14 protein-coding genes are annotated in these 18,942 nt (G+C 66.0%); 5 read left to right on the forward strand and 9 right to left on the reverse strand.

The window, feature by feature from the left end; all coding sequences use genetic code 11:
- Positions 1–18: 18 nt before the first annotated feature.
- Entirely contained in the window at positions 19–621 is a 603-nt protein-coding gene (locus ABID59_RS15965) for a DUF2147 domain-containing protein (RefSeq protein ID WP_354084059.1), read from the reverse strand.
- 105 nt (positions 622–726) lie between these two features.
- Positions 727–1,755 (reverse strand): NAD(P)/FAD-dependent oxidoreductase, encoded by a 1,029-nt coding sequence (locus tag ABID59_RS15970; protein WP_354083971.1) that lies wholly within the window; start codon positions 1,753–1,755, stop codon positions 727–729.
- 182 nt (positions 1,756–1,937) lie between these two features.
- Between ABID59_RS15970 and ABID59_RS15975 the strand changes: the two genes are divergently transcribed.
- On the forward strand, positions 1,938–2,408 hold the full coding sequence (locus ABID59_RS15975) for an acyl-CoA thioesterase (protein WP_354083972.1): 471 nt from the start codon (positions 1,938–1,940) through the stop codon (positions 2,406–2,408).
- Positions 2,409–2,414: 6 nt separating this feature from the next.
- Here ABID59_RS15975 and ABID59_RS15980 read toward each other — a convergent pair whose 3' ends face one another.
- Complete coding sequence (locus ABID59_RS15980) at positions 2,415–2,735, reverse strand: 2Fe-2S iron-sulfur cluster-binding protein (protein WP_148751307.1); 321 nt, start codon at positions 2,733–2,735, stop codon at positions 2,415–2,417.
- A 111-nt stretch (positions 2,736–2,846) separates the two neighbouring features.
- A complete protein-coding gene (locus ABID59_RS15985) occupies positions 2,847–3,221 on the reverse strand; it encodes an Hpt domain-containing protein (RefSeq protein ID WP_354083973.1) in 375 nt (124 codons plus the stop codon).
- Between the two features lie 391 nt (positions 3,222–3,612).
- Between ABID59_RS15985 and ABID59_RS15990 the strand changes: the two genes are divergently transcribed.
- Complete coding sequence (locus tag ABID59_RS15990) at positions 3,613–9,183, forward strand: apolipoprotein A-IV repeat region-like domain-containing protein (protein ID WP_354083974.1); 5,571 nt, start codon at positions 3,613–3,615, stop codon at positions 9,181–9,183.
- A 226-nt stretch (positions 9,184–9,409) separates the two neighbouring features.
- Here ABID59_RS15990 and ABID59_RS15995 read toward each other — a convergent pair whose 3' ends face one another.
- The 3 genes from ABID59_RS15995 to ABID59_RS16005 are packed head-to-tail and all read right to left on the reverse strand — an operon-like array spanning position 9,410 to position 12,226.
- Positions 9,410–10,291: an MlaD family protein gene (locus ABID59_RS15995; protein WP_148751304.1), complete on the reverse strand. Its 882-nt coding sequence runs from the start codon at positions 10,289–10,291 to the stop codon at positions 9,410–9,412.
- Positions 10,292–10,307: 16 nt separating this feature from the next.
- Positions 10,308–11,090, reverse strand: coding sequence for an ABC transporter ATP-binding protein (locus tag ABID59_RS16000; RefSeq protein ID WP_354035096.1), 783 nt, complete (start codon positions 11,088–11,090; stop codon positions 10,308–10,310).
- A gap of 2 nt (positions 11,091–11,092) precedes the next feature.
- Positions 11,093–12,226, reverse strand: coding sequence for an MlaE family ABC transporter permease (locus ABID59_RS16005; protein ID WP_354083975.1), 1,134 nt, complete (start codon positions 12,224–12,226; stop codon positions 11,093–11,095).
- 134 nt (positions 12,227–12,360) lie between these two features.
- Here ABID59_RS16005 and dgcA point away from each other — a divergent pair, with 134 nt between their 5' ends.
- Entirely contained in the window at positions 12,361–13,356 is a 996-nt protein-coding gene (gene dgcA / locus ABID59_RS16010; RefSeq protein ID WP_354083976.1) for an N-acetyl-D-Glu racemase DgcA, read from the forward strand.
- On the opposite strand, the gene ABID59_RS16015 is transcribed toward dgcA, so the two are convergent.
- Positions 13,326–14,522, reverse strand: coding sequence for an MFS transporter (locus tag ABID59_RS16015; protein WP_354083977.1), 1,197 nt, complete (start codon positions 14,520–14,522; stop codon positions 13,326–13,328). The two genes, dgcA and ABID59_RS16015, sit on opposite strands and share 31 nt — an antisense overlap.
- A gap of 75 nt (positions 14,523–14,597) precedes the next feature.
- Between ABID59_RS16015 and ABID59_RS16020 the strand changes: the two genes are divergently transcribed.
- The gene (locus ABID59_RS16020; protein WP_354083978.1) at positions 14,598–15,884 is read left to right on the forward strand and encodes a hypothetical protein; all 1,287 of its coding nucleotides are present in this window, start codon (positions 14,598–14,600) and stop codon (positions 15,882–15,884) included.
- Between the two features lie 240 nt (positions 15,885–16,124).
- A complete protein-coding gene (locus tag ABID59_RS16025) occupies positions 16,125–17,870 on the forward strand; it encodes a caspase family protein (RefSeq protein ID WP_354083979.1) in 1,746 nt (581 codons plus the stop codon).
- Between the two features lie 74 nt (positions 17,871–17,944).
- On the opposite strand, the gene ABID59_RS16030 is transcribed toward ABID59_RS16025, so the two are convergent.
- Positions 17,945–18,928: a threonine/serine dehydratase family protein gene (locus tag ABID59_RS16030; RefSeq protein ID WP_148751298.1), complete on the reverse strand. Its 984-nt coding sequence runs from the start codon at positions 18,926–18,928 to the stop codon at positions 17,945–17,947.
- Positions 18,929–18,942: the final 14 nt, after the last annotated feature.

Below are 18,942 nucleotides of genomic sequence, written 5' to 3' on the forward strand. Positions count from 1 at the left end.
GGCGGCGTGAAAGCAGCCCTACTTCTTCGCTGCCGGCGCCATCATCATCGCGCCACCTTTTTTGGTCGCAGGCGCGGGAACCGGTTTGGCCGCGGCGGCCTGTGCGGGGAGATATTTGGCGACGATGGCGGGATCGACTTCCGCGATATTTGCATCCGGCAAACGCTGCCAGGTCTCGTCCTTGCCGAACAGGGAAATGCCGAGGAAGCCGCGCATGGTCAGGGTCTGCCCATCCGGGCTCACCGTCATCTTGGCCTTCCAGATGTTGCCGTCGCGCGGATTGACCACGTTGCCGCCGTCATACTTCAAGCCGTCGCGCTTCATGTCGCGGATGAAGGAGAGCCCCAGCACCGGCGCGTTCTTGCGATCGTCGGTGCACTTCGCGCAGACCTCGTTCGGATCGTCGCCGGGACGCGGAAAGGTCTTTGCGATCACGCCTTCGAAGATACCGTTGTGGTCGATGAAGAGAAACCATCCCACGGTCCTGCCGTCTTCGACCTTCTGCCAGAGGCCCGCCGCAGTTGGCTGCTGCGCTTGCGCCGCAGCCGGACTCACCGCATTGAGCGACAGCGCGAGCGCGAGCAACGGGAGCAGCCGAAAGCCGGTAAAGAGATTCCGCATCATGATCACCTTGCTGAGCCGCCACTGCAATGGCCGCAGACTACGGCGATTTCGCGAACGATTCCAGCACCAGAAACATGGGGCATCGCCCGTCCGCTTCCGCGATCAGTTGACACCGAGTTTCTTTTGCAGGCTGGAGGACGATGTCGTGTACTGGAACACGAGCCGCTTCTCCGGGTAGACGTAGCGGTGGGCTTTTTGCGACATCAGTGCGCCCTCGTGGAAGCCGCACAGGATCAGCTTGATCTTGCCAGGATAGGTATTGATGTCGCCGATGGCGAAGATGCCCGATACGTTGGTCTCGAACGCTGAGGTCTCGACCGGAACCAGATTGTTCTCCAGCGCGATGCCCCAGTTCGCGACCGGACCGAGCTTCATGGTCAGCCCGAAGAACGGCAGCATGGTGTCGCAGGCAATATCGCTGACATTGTTGTCGTTGCCCTTGACGGTGGCGCCGGTCAGTTGGCCATCGGCGCCTGAGAGCGCGGTGACCTGGCCGAGCCGCAGATCCATCCTGCCGCCGGCCACCAGCGCGCGCATCTGCTCGACGCTGTGGGGCGCGGCGCGAAAATCGTCGCGCCGGTGCAGCAGCGTGATGCGCTTGGCCAGCGGATGCAGATTGAGCGTCCAGTCGAGCGCGGAATCGCCGCCGCCGACGATCAGCACGTTCTTATCGCGGAAATTTTCCATCTTGCGCACGGCGTAGTGCACCGAGGTGCCTTCATAGGCTTCGATCCCCGGCACCGGCGGACGCTTGGGCTGGAACGAGCCGCCGCCGGCCGCAATCACCACCACCTTGCACTCGAACACCTTGCCGGTATCGGTGGTGCAGCGAAACAGGGGATCGCCGATCTTCTCCACGGTCTCGATCATCTCACCGAGATGGAAGGTCGGGTGGAACGGCTTGATCTGCTCCATCAGCGCGTCGGTGAGGGCCTGCCCCGACACATGCGGAATGCCGGGAATGTCGTAGATCGGCTTTTCCGGATAGAGTTCGGCGCACTGGCCGCCGACCTTGTCGAGGATGTCGACGAAATGCGCCTTCATGTCGAGAAGGCCAAGCTCGAAGGCGGCGAACAGACCGCAAGGGCCAGCGCCAATAATCAGCACATCGGTTTTGATCACTTCGCTCATGTCGTCTCTTTATCGGTCGTTATCGGTTGGACGGCGCCCTGCGGGCAGAGGTGACCCTGCCTGTCTAGCCAACGGGGATGGATCAGGGAAGGCATAAAAGCGGGAGCGCCCCGCAGCCGCGCCCACTTGCCGGGTCAAAATAACTGGGCTGTAACGAGATTGGATATGACGGAGATCAATCGGTGAACGCACCAAGCCGCCTCGATACGACGCCGCGTCTGGAAGACTTCCCCTTTCGCCTCAGCGACAATGTCCGCTTCGGCGATCTCGATCCGAACCAGCACGTCAACAATGCGGTCTACGCCACGTATTTCGAGACCGGCCGTGTCACGCTGATGAAGCTCCCGGAATACGGGCTGACACCGCCAGGGCTCGCCTGGATCATGGTGCGGCTCGACATCCATTTCCGGGCCGAGCTGCATTGGCCGAACACGATCGAGCTCGGGCTTGGCGTCGTGAAACTGGGACGGACGTCCGTGACCTTCGAGCAGGTCGTGTTCTCGCAGGGAAAATGCATCGCCTCGGCGACGTCAGTCGGCGTCTTGCTCGACGAGGCGACGCGGCGGCCGGCGCCGCTGACCATGGAGATCGTCGAGAGGTTCAGCCCCTGGCACAAGCGCGGCATCGAGGTCGCGCGGCCGAGCATATCGTAAGAAAGATCAGGCCTGACGTTCCGGCGTCGACACCACGAGCCCGTCGAGCTCGTCGGAGACCTTGATCTGGCAGGACAGGCGCGAGTTCGGGCGCACGTCGAAGCCGAAGTCGAGCATGTCTTCTTCCATCGGCGTCGGGCTGCCGACCTTCTCGCGCCAGGCTTCGTCGACATAGACATGGCAGGTCGCGCAGGCGCAGGCGCCGCCGCACTCGGCTTCGATGCCGGGGACGCTGTTGCGGATGGCGGCTTCCATCACGGTCGCGCCGTTCTCGACATCCACCGTACGGGTTTCGCCCTTGTGGTCGACAAAGTGAATTTTGGCCATGAGTGCTCGTGCTGCCGCGATCTAGGGAGAAAGGAGGGTCCGGGCTGTCCTATAACGGGTCGGTCAGGGCAGCGCTAGTGCGCAGTCCACCCGCATTCGTGGGAGCGCCGCCTAATGCTTCAGGATCGCCGCAATGGCCGCGCGAGCCTCGGCAACCGCCTCTTTCAGCACGGCGAACGCGCGGGGCTGGTTGTGGCCGATCCGGGCCGCGGTTTCCAGGCTGGCAGCGGCATCCGCAACCGCAAAGGCGCCGATCCCCCGCGCCGAGCCTTTAAGCTTATGCGCGAGCGCACCGGTCTCGGCCGGCAGCGCCGTCATCGCCGCGATCAGCCGAACCGCCTGCTCGGCGAACATCGCAAGCACTTCCTGTTCCAGCTCGGCATCGCCGAGCGTCATCCGCGAGAGGTGGTCGAGGTCGAGGGGGCTATCGATGGGCGCAAGCGGGGGCGAGGGCATCCAGTCCATCCGTTGCAGTTCAGGCATCATGGCGCAGGCCCCGGCATCGCGCGACGGTCCGCCGGTCCGGCGGTTTGCCCCACCGAAGCATGGAAATGGTTAACGAAGTGTTCGGACCGTTTTACGCAAATCCGCCCGTTTATTGACGAAAAGTTGCCGCAATTGGCCAAGTTCCGTGGAGAATTTCATTTAGGCCTAAGGTGTTACGGCGCGATCCTGTTAACGATGATTAAGATTGTCTTAACCGCAGGCATTTCATTCGCGACGCTCTGCCAATAGGATGTTTCGGAAATTGGCGGACAAGCCATCCGGGTGGGGATGGCTCGGAGATCCGCGCAAGCGGCATGATCCGGACTGTGGGCTTGCGCAGCGCGCAGGGCTCGCGGGGGGACGCGTACAAGTAACGAGGGCTCGACTGCACATGGCCAACACTCCCAAGAAGGTCAAAGATCCCACAGAAGTTGCGCTTTCTGCGATCCAGGAAGCCCTCAACATCAGCGACACGGCTGCCGACACCAGCCGCAACGCATCGATGCGCAACGAAACGGCGCCGCCGGCACCTTCCGTGTTCGACGAGCCGACATTCGAGCCGCGCCCTGCTGCCAACGAGCGCGACGTGTTCGATCCGATCGAGGAACCGCGGACCTCGCGCCGCGCCGCCAATGACGACCGCGAGACCATCGGCCAGCTGCTCCAGTCGCTGCAGACGGGCCGCCCGGCCCGCAACATCTACACCGGCGCGACCATCTTCACCGTCGTCTGGCTTGCGGCCTGCGCCGCGCTGACGGTCGGCTTCCTGCCCTCGATCCAGGCCGCCATGGGCCAGAGCGGCGGCGTGCTGGCGATCGCCGGCCTCGTCACGATGTTCTTCGCGCCGATCATGCTGTTCTACTTCCTCGCGAGCCTGGTCTGGCGCGGCCAGCAGATGAGCCAGGTCGCGCAGGCGATGGCGCAGGTCGCGATCCGCTTCTCCGAGCCGGAAGGCTCTGCGTCCGATTCCATGGTCACCGTCGGCCAGGCCATCCGCCGCGAGGTCGCGGCGATGGGCGACGGCATCGAGCGCGCGATCGCGCGCGCCGGTGAGCTCGAGACGCTGGTCGCCAACGAGGTCGCCGCGCTTGAGCGCGCCTATTCCGACAACGAAGTCCGCATCCGCGCCCTGCTCCAGGACATCGCGCATCAGCGCGACAACCTGGTCGGCCAGGCCGAGCAGGTCCGCAGCGCCATTTCCGGCGTGCAGATCGACCTCCGCCACGACATCGCGCTGATCTCGGACGCGATCGCCTCGCGCGTCGACGAGGTCGCGAAATCCATCACCGGCGCGCTGGAAGAGCGCGGCGCCCACATCACCGGCGCGCTGAGCCACGCCGGCGACAACATGATCCTGGCGCTCGGCGAGCGCGGCGGCGACCTGCTCGACCGCCTCGAGGAGGCCAGCGCCGAGACGACGCGCGCGGTGCTCGACGCCAGCGAGCGGCTGACCACCAGCCTCAACTTCAAGACCGGCCACGTCCACGACGAGTTCGTCGACCTCGCCGACCGCGTCCACGAGATGCTGAACGAGCGCATCGACCGCATCACCGGCGAGTTCGAGCAGCGTTCCGCCGCGATCGTCGACGGCATCTCCGAGCGCACCGAGCAGGTGCATGACAGCCTGAAGAACTCGTCGGACTCGCTGCTGCTCGAGCTCGAGCTGCGCTCCAACGACCTCTCCGCCAAGATCGACGACGCCGGCAACCGCCTCGCCGGCCAGATCATGACCTCCGGGGACAAGGCGAGCGAAGCGCTCGACGCCACGGTCAACACCCTCGTCGCCAAGGTCGTCAGCCAGACCGAGACCGCGCACGACTCGCTGTCGCTGCAGATGAGCGCGTTCGACGAGCTGGTGAAGAACCAGGGTTCCGAGCTGGTCGAGAAGTTCGCCCGCGATTCCGGCACGCTGGGTGCCCTGATCACGCGCCACATCTCCGAGTTCGACCGCACCGTGAAAACGTTCGGCGGCGAGATCGTCGAACGCATGGGCCAGCGCACCCACGACATCCATGAGTCGCTGAAGACCTATGTCGACAATTTCGACACCCGCTTCACCTCGAACGGCGGCGCGATCACGGCCGTGCTGGATCAGCGCCTGGTGCAGTTCGAGACCACGATCGGCGAACGCGTCACCAACCTCGACGCCTCGCTGAACGGCAAGATCACGAGCCTCGACGGCACCATCGAAGGCCACATCAGGACCTTCGACGAACGGCTCGTTGGCCGAGTCGCCGCTCTCGAAGAGTCGTTCGACACCCGCGCGAAGTCCGTCACCGAGACCATCGACGTGCGCCTCAACACGCTGTCCACGACGTTGACCGACGGTGCGACGCAGGCGATCCAGTCGATCGATACGCGGCTGACGCACCTCACGACCACGTTCAACAGCGGCGCATCGCAGGCGCTGGAGTCCGTCGACAGCCGCCTCACCTATCTGACGACCGCCCTGACCAACGGCGCCTCGCAGGCCGTGCAGTCGATCGACACCCGCCTCACCCTGCTGACCTCGACGCTCACGGACGGCACGGCGCAGGCGATCGAGGCGGTCGACCGCCGCATCACCAGCGTCGCCGAGCTGATCGACGGTCGCAGCATGCACCTGACCGACACGGTCACGGCGCGCTTCCAGGACATCCACCAGGCGATCGAGACCAAGGTCGGTTCGGTTGCGAGCGACATCGACGTGCGCGTCGCGCAGTTCGAAGACCTGCTCGGCTCGCGTGTCGAGGCCGTTGCCGGCCGCATCGAGAGCAGCGGCCGCCAGGCCAGCGAGGACATGATGTCCCGCGCCGAGATGATCTCGACCGCGATCCGCTCGCATGTCGAGGACGCCGAGCGCTCGCTCACCAACCTCGTCGTCAACACCAGCGAGACGATCCAGACCGGTGCGCGCACCGCGCAGCAATCGCTGATGACGGTCTCCTCCGACGTCAACGCCCAGCTCAAGATGACCTCCGCCGAGGTCGAGCGTGCGCTGACCGCGGTCGGCACCGGTGCTGCAAACTCGATCCTGACCAGCGCCCGCGAGGCGCAGTCGTCCCTGGTCGCGGCCTCGGGCGATGCCTCCAACCAGATCAAGGGGCTCGCCGCCGACGTTGAACGCACGCTGTCCGCGGCCGGCTCGGCCACCGCGGCCTCGATCCTGGCCGGCGCCCGCGAGGTGCAGACCACGCTCGTCACCGCCTCTTCGGACGCGGCCAACCACGTCAAGACGCTCACCGCCGACGTGCAGCGCTCGCTGTCGCTCGCCGGCACCAGCACGGCGGAATCGATCACCGCCGGCGCCCGCGATGCGCAGGGCACGCTGATCGCGGCCTCGACCGAGACCGCCAACCAGATCAAGGCGCTGTCCTCCGACGTGCAGCGCTCGCTCTCGATGGCGGGCACCTCGACGGCCGAGACCATCATGACCGGTGCACGCGAAGCCCAGAGCACGCTGGTCAACGCGTCCTCGGATGCGGCGAGCCAGGTCAAGTCGCTCGCGGCCGAGGTGCACCGCTCGCTCTCGCAGGTCGGCCAGAGCACTGCCGAGACGATCACGGCCAGCGCCCGCGACGCCCAGAGCACCCTGCTCGCGGTCTCGGCCGAACAGACCGGCCAGGTCCGTTCGCTCGCAGCCGAGATGCAGCGCGCGCTGGCGACTGCCGGCGGCGCCACCATCGAGGCGCTGACCAGCGGCGTGCGCGAGGCCCAGGGCACGCTGATCACTGCGTCGACCGATGCGGCGAGCCAGATCAAGTCGCTGACGACCGACATCGAGCGCACGCTGACCGCAGTCGGCGCCGACACTGCGTCGACCATCCTCAACAGCGCACGCGAGGCCCAGACCTCGCTGACCTCGACCTCGGCAGATGCCGCAAGCCAGATCCGCACGATCTCGACCGAGATCGAGCGCGCGCTGAGCACGGCCACGGCGAACGCGACCAACGACATCCAGACCAGCGCGCTCAACGCCCAGAATGCGCTGATCAACGCCTCCAACGAAGCGAGCTCGCGGGTCAAGTCGAGCTCGGCCGACGTCGAGCGCTCAGTGCTCTCCGCCTCGAGCAGCTTCGGCCAGGCTATGACCGGCAAGACCGACGAGATCGTCACCTACGTGCAGCAGCAGGCTGACCGCCTCTCGAACATGATCGACGCCAAGCGCGGCTCGCTCGTGGATGCGATCGGCTCGAAGACCAGCCAGCTCACGCTCGATATCGACCGCGTCACCTCCGACGCGCTGAAGTCGATCGAGACGCGCGGCACGGCGTTCTCTCAGACCATGATGGGCAACGGCAACGAAGTCGCCCGCACCATCAACGCGGCGAGCGAGGTCGCGACCAGCGCGGTCGGCCGGTCGCTCAAGGACCTCGAACAGGCCTCGCGTGCGGCGATCGACCAGTCGCGCCAGGTCTCGATTGCGGCCGTCACCGAGATGCAGGAGACCAGCAAGATCCTGCGCACCGACACGGTCGCCCTGTTCGAGCGTCTGCGCGAAGGCAACATCCTCCTGCAGGAGGTGCTGACCGGTGCGCACGACAACCTCAACTCGCTCGAGCGGGCGCTGGTGACGCGCGTCGCCGACTTCGTCTCGGCGATGAACGACGTCACCTCGCGCAACGGCGCTGCGACGCAGAACCTGGAAGACCAGCTCAACGTCTTCAACACCAAGACCACGCGGGCGCTCCAGGATCTCGGCGAGCTGTCGACGCAGTTCGACGCGCACGGCAAGGCACTCGTCGATGCCGCGCAGGTCGTCGAGCAGAGCAACAAGAACACCACCGCCTCGCTCGCCGAGCGCAAGCAGGCGCTGGAATCGCTCGTCACCACCATCGACCTGCGTACCACCGATCTCGACCAGCGGCTGTCGCGCTTCACCGGGCTGCTCGATGAGTCGCTCGCTGCGGCCGAAGAGCGTGCCCGCGACATCGCCCGCGTGGTCGCGGAGACCGCCGGCGCAGGTTCGGCCGCGATCACCCGCCAGTTCGAGGCGGTGCGGTCGGCCTCCGAAGAGGAGCATCGCCAGACCATCGATGCCATGCACGACATCTACCGCCAGACCACCGACGAGGCGGATGCGATGTTCAAGCAGTCGGCCGAGAAGTTCGGCAACCTCGTCTCCAGCATGAAGCAGATGGCGTTCGAGATGCACAACGAGCTCGAAGCCACCCGCAACGAGCTGCGCCGCGGCGTGCTCGAGATGCCGCAGGAGGCCGCCGAGAGCACTGCGCAGATGCGCAAGGTGATCGTCGACCAGATCGAGGCGCTCGCCGAGCTCAACCGCATCGTGGCCCAGCACGGCCGCGGCCTCGACGTCACCACGACGGGCCGCGCTTCTGTCGCCGTCCAGCGTCAGGAAGAGCCGGTGATGGCAAGTGCGGGCGGACGGGGTAACGAGACCCGCACGCGCGACACAGGCAGCGCTTCCACGCTGCCGCCGCCGGACCTGGGCATGCCCGCCTCCTCGCGGCGCACCGAGGCGCCGCCGGTCGCACCGGGCGGCAACGACCCCGGCCGCGACGGCTGGTTGTCGGATCTGTTGAACCGCACGGACGCCAACCAGGCTGCCCCGACCGGTCGTGAGGCCCCGCGTGGCCGCCAGGCTGCACCCGCTCCGCAGCCGCAGGCCCCGCAGAATGGCGGCAATCCGCTGGAATCGCTGTCGCTCGACATCGGCCGGCTGATGGACCGCAACCTCGCCACCGAGATGTGGGACCGCTACCAGCGCGGCGAGAACAAGGCCTTCACCAAGCGCCTGTACACGCCCGCCGGCCAGAAGGCTTTTGACGAGGTCGCCCGCAAGTATCGCGCCGACCGCAACTTCAAGGCGACGGTCGACCGCTACATCAGCGAGTTCGAACGTCTGCTCGACGAAGTCGCCCGCGACGGCCGCGGCCCGCAGGAGCTACGCAGCCACCTCACCTCGGAGACGGGCCTGGTGTATACGCTGCTTGCTCACGCGGCGGGCCGGCTGGGGTAAGACAAAGCTCGCGAGTGGCGAATAGCGAATGAAGAAACGGAGCCCTGTCGGGCTCCGTTTTGTTTTGGCCGTTATTGCGCCAGCAGTTCACCGCGCGTTGGGAAATTACGACGCCCCCACAAGCTCCGTCATTGCGAGGAGCCCTTGCGACGAAGCGATCCAGGCTGCCTCCTCGGAGACAGTCTGGATTGCTTCGCTTCGCTCGCAATGACGGAGGAGAGAGGCGCTACTGCCGCTTGCGCTCGCTGGCCGGCGCCGGCTTCGGCGCCTCGGCCGACGGCGCGGCAGCGGCCGGTGCGCTGTTGCTGGCGCCGAACAGCACGCGGGTCGGGTTGCGGTCGAAGTTGTTCACGGCGCGGCTGATGTCGCCAAGCGTACGGCGGCCGTCGGTCATCAGCGCACCCGAGCGCTTGTCGAAATCCTCGGCGAGCTCGCGGATCGATTTGACCGTCAGGAACAGCTCGCCGCCGTCCTTGCCGCCGGCAAGCGTGTTGAGGCCGAGCATGAGGTTGTCGGCCTTGAGCATGACGCCGTCGACCTTGGCCATCACGCCGTCGATCTTCTCGGAATTGCGGGCGAGCGAGTTGGTGAAGGTCTCCAGATTCTTCAGCGAGTTCTTCACCGATTCCTGATTGTCGGCGACGATCTTGTTGATGTTCTGTAGCGTGCCGCGGATCGCCTCGGTAACGTCCTGGAGCTTGTTGGGGTCGGCGGTCAGCGTCGGGATGCCGTCCTCGTCGAGCGGCGGCGGCGGAGCCGCCTCCTCGCCACCCTTGAGCGAGATCGCGGCCACACCCGTCAGGCCCTGGAATTCGAGGCCGACGAGAGTGTCCTTGCGGAGCGGCGTGTTGTTCTCGATCATGGCGAGTGCGACAACCCGCCGCGGATTGTCGAGCTTCACCGAGACCACTTCGCCCACCCGGATACCGTTGAAGTTGACACTGCCGCCGTTGCGCAGGCCCGCGGCCGGGCCCTCGAACACGACGCGGAAGGGGCTGCGCTGCTTGATGGTGTGCAGCGACTGGAACCACAGCACGAAGCCGATCGCAGCCGCGAGCACCGCCAGCGTGAAGGATCCGATCAGTACGTAATTCGCCCGCGTTTCCATCAGCTGCTCCGGCTACTCAAGTCACGACCGCGCGGGCGCGCTTGCCATGGAAATACTGCCTCAGCCAGGGATGCTGCGAGGCCTGCATGTCGGCGATCGACCCTGCCGCAATGATCTTACCGTTTCCTAAAACGGCGATCCGGTCGCAAGCCGTGTAAAGGCTGTCGAGGTCGTGGGTTACCATGAAAACGGTCAGCCCCAAAGTACGCTGCAGCGTCCTGACCAGATCGTCGAAGTCGCCGGCGCCGATCGGATCGAGGCCGGAGGTCGGCTCGTCCAGGAAGACGAGGTCCGGATCGAGCGACAACGCGCGGGCCAGCGCGACACGCTTGATCATGCCGCCGGAGAGTTCCGAGGGGAAACGCTCCGCCACTTCCGGCTTGAGGCCGACCATGGCGAGCTTGGCCATGGTGATCTCGTCCATCAGCCGCTGCGAGACGCGTAAGTATTCGCGCATCGGAAACTGGATGTTCTGCCGCACCGTGAGCGAGGAGAACAGCGCGCCCTGCTGGAACAGCACGCCCCAGCGCCGCTCGACATTGCGGCGCTGCGAGGTGTTGGAGGAATCCAGATCGACGCCGAACACCTCGATGGAGCCCGCGACCTTCGGCACCAGGCCGATAATGGTCCGCGTCAGCACTGATTTGCCTGCGCCCGAGGGGCCGACAAATCCCAAAATCTCGCCGCGCCGGACGTCGAGGTTGAGGCCGTCGAGCACACGCGTCGCACCGAACTGAACGGTGATGTCGCGGACGCGGATGATGGGGTCCTGAATCGCGTTTTGAGTTTCCTGCGCCATCGTCACATTCCGATCGAGGCGAAGAAGATGGCGAACACGCCGTCCATCACGATGACGAAGAAGATGCCCTTCACCACCGACGCGGTCGTGTGCTGTCCGAGCGATTCCGCGCTGCCTTGTACCGCGAGGCCCTCGACGCAGGCGACGATGCCGATCACCGCGGCCATGACGGGCGCTTTCACGATGCCGACGATGAAATGATCGATCGAGATGGCGTCGCGCAGGCGCAGCAGAAACGCCTCGGGATCGACGCCGCCATAGAGCCAGGCGACGAGACCGCCGCCATAGAGCGCGGCCATGGCGCCGAGGAAGGCGAGGATCGGCAGCGCCAGCACCAGCGCCAGCATGCGCGGCAATACCAGGACCTCGATCGGGTCGAACCCCATGGTGCGCAGCGCGTCGATCTCCTCGCGCATCTTCATCGAGCCGAGCTCGGCGGTGTAGGCGCTGCCCGAGCGGCCCGCGACCATGATGGCGACCAGCAGCACGCCGATCTCGCGCAACACCAGGACGCCGAGCATGTCGACGACGAAGATGTCGGCGCCGAACCGGCGGAAATGGAAGATGCCCTGCTGGGCGATGATGCAGCCGATCAGGAAGGTGATCAGCACGATGATCGGCACCGCGCGCCAGCAGACCTGCTCCAGATGATGCACGGTCGAGGTCAGGCGGAGTGAGCGCGGATGGATCAGCACCCGCCCGCCCGCCGCGAGCACCGCGCCGAGCATGTCGATCAGGCTCGCAATGGTGCCGCCGATGCCCGCCACGGCGCGGCCGATCTGCTCCAGCATGCCGGTGATGGTGATCGAGGTGGTGTCGATCACGGGCGTCGCGCGGACCCGCCGCACCTCGTCGACGAGGCTCGAATAGTTCGCGGACAACCCCGCGATCTGAGCCTCGACGGTGCCTTGGGTCAGGGTGCGACGCAGCCGTTCGATCAGCCAGGCCCCGAACGTGTCGAGCTTGGCGACCTCGGAGACGTCGATGAAGATGCTTTGGGGGCCGCCGGCGAGCTTCTCGGCGTCGGCCACCATCCGTTCCAGGACCGGCGCGAAGCTCGCGGTCCAGGTTCCGGTGGCGCAGAGGGCCAGCGCGTTGCCTTTGGCAATCCGCTCCAGCTTCGGATCGCCGCTCAAGGTGTCCGCTCCCGTGCCGGGGCGGAGAAAATCAAATCATTGCGCACGCGCCCTTACCCAGAAAAGGTATCCCCAACTGGTTAATGTTAGTTGCTAGAGGTAACCAGCAGGTTCAGATTTCGCCAGAGTTCAAAATGACTTCCAGCAAAGTTCCTGCGCTTGCCGCCCGAATCGAGCGGTTTCCCATCGCCGGCAGTTTCACGATCAGCCGCGGCGCCAAGACGGAAGCCGTGACCGTAGTGGCCGAAGTGAGCCAAAACGGCCTGATCGGCCGCGGCGAATGCGTCCCCTATCCCCGCTATGGCGAGACGCCCGAGGCAACACTGGCCGCGATCCAGGCCATGCAGGCGGCTGTCGCGGGCGGGCTGACGCGGCAGGCCCTCCAGGCCGCCATGCCGCCAGGGGCGGCCCGCAATGCACTGGATTGCGCCCTGATCGACCTCGAGGCCAGGGCTTCGGGCCTGCGGGCTTGGAACCTGCTCGACCGCCCTGTGCCGGGCGAGCGCACCACGGCCTATACGATCTCGCTGGGCACGCCTGAGGCCATGGCGGCGGCGACCGCCAGGGCGGCGCACCGGCCGCTGCTCAAGATCAAGCTCGGCGGCGACGGCGATCCCGAGCGGATCACGGCCGTGCGCAAGGCGGCCTCCGAGTCGGAGCTGATCGTCGACGCCAACGAGGCCTGGACCGAGGCCAATCTGGAAGCCAACCTCGCGGCCTGCGCCGCCGTCGGTGTTACCCTGGTCGAGCAGCCGCTGCCGGCCGGCAAGGACGACGCGCTGGCGCGGATCAAGCGGCCGCTCGCGGTCTGCGCCGACGAGAGCGTGCATGACCGCAACTCGCTGGCCCCCTTGCGCGCGCGCTACGACGCCGTGAACATCAAGCTCGACAAGACCGGCGGTCTCACCGAGGCGCTGGCCATGGCCGATGCCGCGCAGGCGCTCGGCTTCGAGATCATGATCGGCTGCATGGTCGCGACCTCGCTGTCGATGGCGCCCGCCATGCTGGTGACCCCGCAGGCGCGCTTCGTCGATCTCGACGGCCCGTTGTTGCTGGCGCGCGATCGCGATCATGGACTGCGTTATGACGAGAGCCTGGTCTATCCGCCGGACGCTTCGCTCTGGGGCTGAGCCATGAGCCGATGCCGCGCCGACCAGATCACGATCGCGCCGGCCGCCGCCATCGCCGCCATGACGTAATAGAGGCTGTCGCCGATGCTGGCGTAGATCGCGCCTGAGGCGATCGAGCTCGTCGCGCCCAGCAAGCCGCTGCACGCAGCATAGTAACCCTGCCCCCGCGCAATCTGATACGACGGCACCCGCCGCACCAGCAAATTCATGGTGCCGACGATGGTCATGCCGAAAGTGAGGCCGTGACCGAGCTGCGCGATCGCGAGCAGCGCTAGCGACGGCTCCTGCGCCGTGACGATCCAGCGCAGCACCGCGCTTGCGCCGCCGATCGCCATCAGCGATGACGGATGCAGCGAGAAGCGCGGCGACAGCGCGAAGACGACGATCTCGGCGATCACGCCCAGCGTCCAGAGTCCTGCGATGGTGAACCCGCCGAGCCCATGGGCCTGCCAGCTGATCGCCGAAAATGAGTAATAGGCAGCGTGACTGCCCTGGATCAGCGCGGCCGAAATGATGACCGACCAGAAGCCGGCATCGCGCAGCAGGGCATTGCCGGCGGGCTTTTCCGCGCTCCTTCGCCTGACATCGCCGAGCGGCTGGAGCAACAGGCCCGCGACGCCCGCAACGAGAGCCCATGCGACGATGACCCAGATCAGCTCGCGCGTGTCGATGCTGTCGACGAGATAGCCGCAGGCGAGTGCGCCGGCCGCGAAGGCCGCCGAGCCCCACAGCCGAATTGGCCCATAGTCGAAGCCGTAGCGAATGACGCCGCGCAACGCGTACGCATCCGTCAGCGGGACGACCGGCGTCCACATGATGCAGGTCAGCGCATAGATCAGCAGGAGTGCCAGCGGCTGGTGCTGCACGCCGACCAGCGCAAATCCCGCCGCCGTCGCGACGACCGAAACCATCATGCCGGCACGAATCGCATAGCGCTTTTCGGCAAAGGCGGTTGCGTAGGGCAGCGTGGTGAAGCGCGTGATCCCCGGCAGCGCGTTGATGATCCCGATCCAGGCCGCATCGACGCCGATCGCCTTGAGCCAGACCGGGAAGAACGGCAGATGCGTGCCCGTCACCGCGAACACGGCCGCGTAGAACAGCGCAAGACGCACGGCGAATCGCCGCTTGACGGATGTCGCGATGGGGATTTGTGATTCGCCTGCCATCAAACCAATTGCGATTCGGTCGATATCGTGGTGATCGTTACAGTAACGCGCGGTGATTTGCGCGACGAGATTGTCATGGCCAACGAAGCATTCGCCCTCTCGCCCATGTCGGCCCGCGCGGCCGAGCCGAACGAGCAGGATTACGACGCGATCCGTGAAGCCTTCATGGAGACCGCGCGCGGCCGCTGGTTCCTCGGCGAATACGCCAAGCGCAACCGCAATGCCGACACCAGCATGGTGCTCGACGCGGTCGCCAAAATCGAAGAAACCCTTGCGGCACAGCGACAACCCGTCGTCGAGGACCGCCTGCCCGAGGCGCTGGTCGCGATCCGCCGCGCGGTCGAGGACGCAGAAAGCGCCGCCGGCAACGCTTTCGATCCGGCCGTGCTCGAGGCGAGCCTCGCGCCGATTCCGCGCGGCGTGCGCATCATCAAGGAGATCTCCTGGCGCTGGCGCGAGATCGGCGCCGACGGGCGAATCTGCGACCTGATTGATTCGCAGCTCGCCTCGATCGAAGCGGCCTGCGCCCAGGTGTCGACCATCGACCCGCGCGCCGACCTCAAGGCCGCCTTCGATCTGCTCAGGGACCGTGTCGAGCAGACGGACGCTGACGGCGTCGGAGCGCCCGTTGCGATGGCGAGCGAAGCATCCGTGGCTTCTACGGAGACCCCGCAGGACATCGCGCCGGAGCCCGAGGCGACCGCTGACGCGAGCAGCATCGCCGAGAACGCGATGATGGACGTCGCGATCGCGCCCGAGATTGCCGAAAGCCACGCCACCGTCGAAGAGAGTTTTGCTGCGGTCGAGGACAGCCTCGCCGATCCCGCTTCCGTCGCCGAGATCACGGACGAGTTCTCGTTCGATGCCGCCGCGGAGGCCGAAGACGACGCCGTGCTCGCGGCGATCGCGTTGGAGATGGCTGCGCCTGATCCGGAGTTCGACGAGATCGTCGAGCCGATGGAGATGGAAGCGGCTATTCCCAAGCCGGAGCCGATGGCCGCGGAGGTCGCGAAGCCGTTCGCCATGGAGGCGCCAATCGCGCCGCATGTCGAGGAACCGGTTGTTGAGGAGCCGGTCGTCGAAGCCCCGATCGCGATGGAATCGCTCGCGCGTCTCACCGATGCCATCGCCGAAGCCGCAGCCGAAGCGATGGAGCAACCGGCCTCCATGATGACGGCCGCAGCAACCTACGGCGCAGCACCGACCGCGTCGCTGCCGATGCCCTCCCCCCTGCCCGAACCCTCGCTCGGCGCCACCATTCTCGCCAGCGGCATCGTGCAAAAGCCCCGCCCTGCGGCCAACGACGCGCTGGCGCCGATCCGCCGCATGACCCAGGCCGAGAAGATCGCGTTCTTCTCGTAAAGGCGCTCGCACTCTTTCCACCGTCATTGCGAGCGCAGCGAAACAATCCAGACTGCCGCCGCGGAAAGATTCTGGATCGCTTCGCTCCGCTCGCAATGACGGAGCGCGAGGCAAGCGCCCCACGGCGTGATCTAGATCACGCACCGCGCCGGGGTGATCGCGATCACGGACCAGGGATCGAACGCCGCCTAGCTTCCTCGCAACCAATCTCGCATCGAGATGAGCCCCGAGGAGCCCGCCATGTTCCGCCTGAAATCCGCCCTGATGACCGCCGGCCTGCTGGGAAGCCTGTTCGGCTTCGCCTGCGGCCCCATTTCCGCACAGGTCGCCCCCGTCGAACCGGCTGCGCCTGCCGCGCTGCAAGGCCCGGAGCAGCGAGTGGCGCTGGTGATCGGCAATTCGAACTACCAGAACGCGCCGCAGCTCGCCAATCCCGACAATGACGCGCAGTCGATGGCGCAGTTCCTCAACTCGGCCGGCTTCGAGGTGGTCTCGGCGACCGACCTCGGCCAGAACGACATGCTGCGCGTGGTGCAGGACTTCTCGGCCAAGGTCTCCGCGCGCGGTCCGAACACGGTGGCGATGGTCTATTATGCCGGTCACGGCGTGCAGCTCGCCGGCGAGAACTATCTCGTCCCTGTTGACGCGAAGGTGTCGAACCAGACCGAGCTCGTTAACGACTCGGTCCGCCTGGTCGACGTGATGTCGACGCTGGAGACGATCCCGAGCCGGATGCGCATCGTCATCCTCGATGCCTGCCGCAACAACCCGTTCCCTGACGTCAACGACGCCGGCCGCGGCCTTGCCATCGTCGATGCGCCGAACGGCTCCATCGTCGGCTATTCGACCGCGCCGGGCGCCGAAGCGCTCGATGGCAATGCCGGCCACAGCCCCTACACCCAGGCCTTCCTGAACGTCGCGCGCGAGCCCAACGTGCCGATCGAGCAGCTCTTCAAGCGCGTGCGGCTCCAGGTCAACCAGACCACCAGCGGCGCGCAGATTCCGTGGGAGAGCTCCTCGCTGACCTCCGACTTCACTTTCTTCGGCGATACGGCCATTGCCGCCAACCGCGCGCCGGTGAATGCGCCGGTGGTGCAGATGGCCTCGAACCTGCCGAGCCGTTCAACGCGGCAGGCCTATGACTACGTCGTGTCCGAGGGACGGCCGGAGTACTATCAGGAGTTCCTCCAGATGTATCCGCACGACCCGCTGTGCGATCATATCCGCTGGCTGCTGTCGAGTTTGCTGATCTCGCAGGCCTGGCACCAGGCGGTGCTCGCGAACTCGCCGATCGGCTACAAGGCCTTCTACGACAGCTACGGCAACAGCCCATATGCGCAGATGGCGCACAAGCTCGAGACGCAGCCGAAGCTGATCCCCCTGATGCAGGCGACGAAGTTTTTGGCTCCGCAGAACATTGCCCCGACGCTCAAGATCGGCAATCTCGGCCAGCCCAAATATATGCCGCTGATCCAGCAGGGCAACGGCGGCTCGCAGATGAACGCCAACCTGCCGGTCGTGCAGAAGCCGGTCAACGGCATCGGCAAGATCGTCACCCTGCCGGCGGGCAATTCGCAGAATGGCACGCCGTCGCAGGCCCCGGGCAAGATCGTCACCCTGCCCGCGCCGACCAACACGACGACGAACAACAACGGCATCGGCAAGATCACGACACTGCCGGTGACCACACAGAACACCGGCAACAACAATGCCGGCACGCCGGGTAAGGTCGTGAGCATGCCCGTGACGATCGGCAAGGGCGTCACGACTGGCGATGCCAAGCCGGTGAATGTCCAGACCCAAAACAATCCGATCCGCATCAACAACGGCGTGAAACTCGACAACACCCCGGTGAACAAGGTGCAAGTCCAGAACAACCGGCCGCAGTTCAATGCGACGGGGAATGGCGGCGGCAACAATGTCCGTCAATCGATGAACCAGTCAAACATGAATGGCGGCAACAACCTCCGCGGCTTCATGCACTGATGGCGGCGACCGCACGCGACGAAGGAGCAGTGCGGCGACGCTCTGCCCCTTCTTCATGTCAAAAGCTCAAAACCTCAAGCCACCAGTTCAGCGAACAAATCCGCATCGACGTTGCCGCCGGAGAGCACGATGACCACGTTCTTGCCGGCGACGTCGAGACGCCCCGCAAGCAACGCGGCAAGGCCCACCGCACCGCCGGGCTCGACCACGAGCTTCAGCTCGCGATAGGCAAAGGCGACGGCTGCGCCGACTTCCTTGTCCGACGCGGTCACGCCGCGCGCCAGAAGCTTGCTGTTGATCGCAAAGGTCATCTCGCCGGGAATCAGCGCCATCAGCGCGTCGCAGATGGTGCGGCCCGCCGGCGCGTGCGGCTCGCGATGGCCTGCGGTCAGCGACAGGCCGTGATCGTCGAACGCCTCGGGCTCGGCCACCACGATCTCGGCTAGTGGGTAGCGCGCCTTCACGGCGGTCGCGACGCCTGCGATCAGGCCGCCGCCGGAGGCCGGCGCCACCACGATGTCAGGTGAGAGGCCGAGCGTTGCCATGTCCTCCGCGATCTCGCGGCCCGCGGTGCCCTGCCCTGCGATCACGAAAGGATCGTCATAGGGCCTGACCAGCGTCGCGCCGCGCTTCTCGGCGATGCCGCGCGAGATCGCCTCGCGATCGTCGCGGTCGCGATCGTACAGCACGACCTCGGCGCCATAGGATTTGGTGCGCTCACGCTTCGAGAGCGGCGCGTCCGCCGGCATCACGATGGTCGCCCGCATGTCGAGGATCTTGGCCGCCGCCGCCACGCCCTGGGCGTGATTGCCGGAGGAGAACGCGACGACGCCGCCGGCACGCTTGTCCTGCGGGATCGAGAACACCTTGTTGAAGGCGCCACGGAACTTGAAGGAGCCGGTGCGCTGGAGCATCTCCGGCTTCAGGAACACTTTCGCGCCAACGCGCTCGTTGAGCACGGGAAAGGACAACAGCGGGGTGCGGACGGCGAAAGGCGCGAGCACGCGCGCTGCGGCGTCGATATCGGCGGGGCCGATCGGAAGGGGCTGTTCGGACATGGGGCGATGTTATC

Source organism: Bradyrhizobium sp. S3.3.6 (assembly GCF_040546905.1).
GTDB lineage: Bacteria > Pseudomonadota > Alphaproteobacteria > Rhizobiales > Xanthobacteraceae > Bradyrhizobium > Bradyrhizobium cytisi.

What these genes read in the sequence shown, in the direction of transcription:
- ABID59_RS15965 (WP_354084059.1), bottom strand. Translation starts at nt 621, where the DNA reads ATGCGGAATCTCTTTACCGGCTTTCGGCTGCTCCCGTTGCTCGCGCTC.
- ABID59_RS15970 (WP_354083971.1), bottom strand. Translation starts at nt 1,755, where the DNA reads ATGAGCGAAGTGATCAAAACCGATGTGCTGATTATTGGCGCTGGCCCT.
- ABID59_RS15980 (WP_148751307.1), bottom strand. Translation starts at nt 2,735, where the DNA reads ATGGCCAAAATTCACTTTGTCGACCACAAGGGCGAAACCCGTACGGTG.
- ABID59_RS15985 (WP_354083973.1), bottom strand. Translation starts at nt 3,221, where the DNA reads ATGATGCCTGAACTGCAACGGATGGACTGGATGCCCTCGCCCCCGCTT.
- ABID59_RS15990 (WP_354083974.1), top strand. Translation starts at nt 3,613, where the DNA reads ATGGCCAACACTCCCAAGAAGGTCAAAGATCCCACAGAAGTTGCGCTT.
- ABID59_RS15995 (WP_148751304.1), bottom strand. Translation starts at nt 10,291, where the DNA reads ATGGAAACGCGGGCGAATTACGTACTGATCGGATCCTTCACGCTGGCG.
- ABID59_RS16000 (WP_354035096.1), bottom strand. Translation starts at nt 11,090, where the DNA reads ATGGCGCAGGAAACTCAAAACGCGATTCAGGACCCCATCATCCGCGTC.
- dgcA (WP_354083976.1), top strand. Translation starts at nt 12,361, where the DNA reads ATGACTTCCAGCAAAGTTCCTGCGCTTGCCGCCCGAATCGAGCGGTTT.
- ABID59_RS16015 (WP_354083977.1), bottom strand. Translation starts at nt 14,522, where the DNA reads ATGGCAGGCGAATCACAAATCCCCATCGCGACATCCGTCAAGCGGCGA.
- ABID59_RS16020 (WP_354083978.1), top strand. Translation starts at nt 14,598, where the DNA reads ATGGCCAACGAAGCATTCGCCCTCTCGCCCATGTCGGCCCGCGCGGCC.
- ABID59_RS16025 (WP_354083979.1), top strand. Translation starts at nt 16,125, where the DNA reads ATGTTCCGCCTGAAATCCGCCCTGATGACCGCCGGCCTGCTGGGAAGC.
- ABID59_RS16030 (WP_148751298.1), bottom strand. Translation starts at nt 18,928, where the DNA reads ATGTCCGAACAGCCCCTTCCGATCGGCCCCGCCGATATCGACGCCGCA.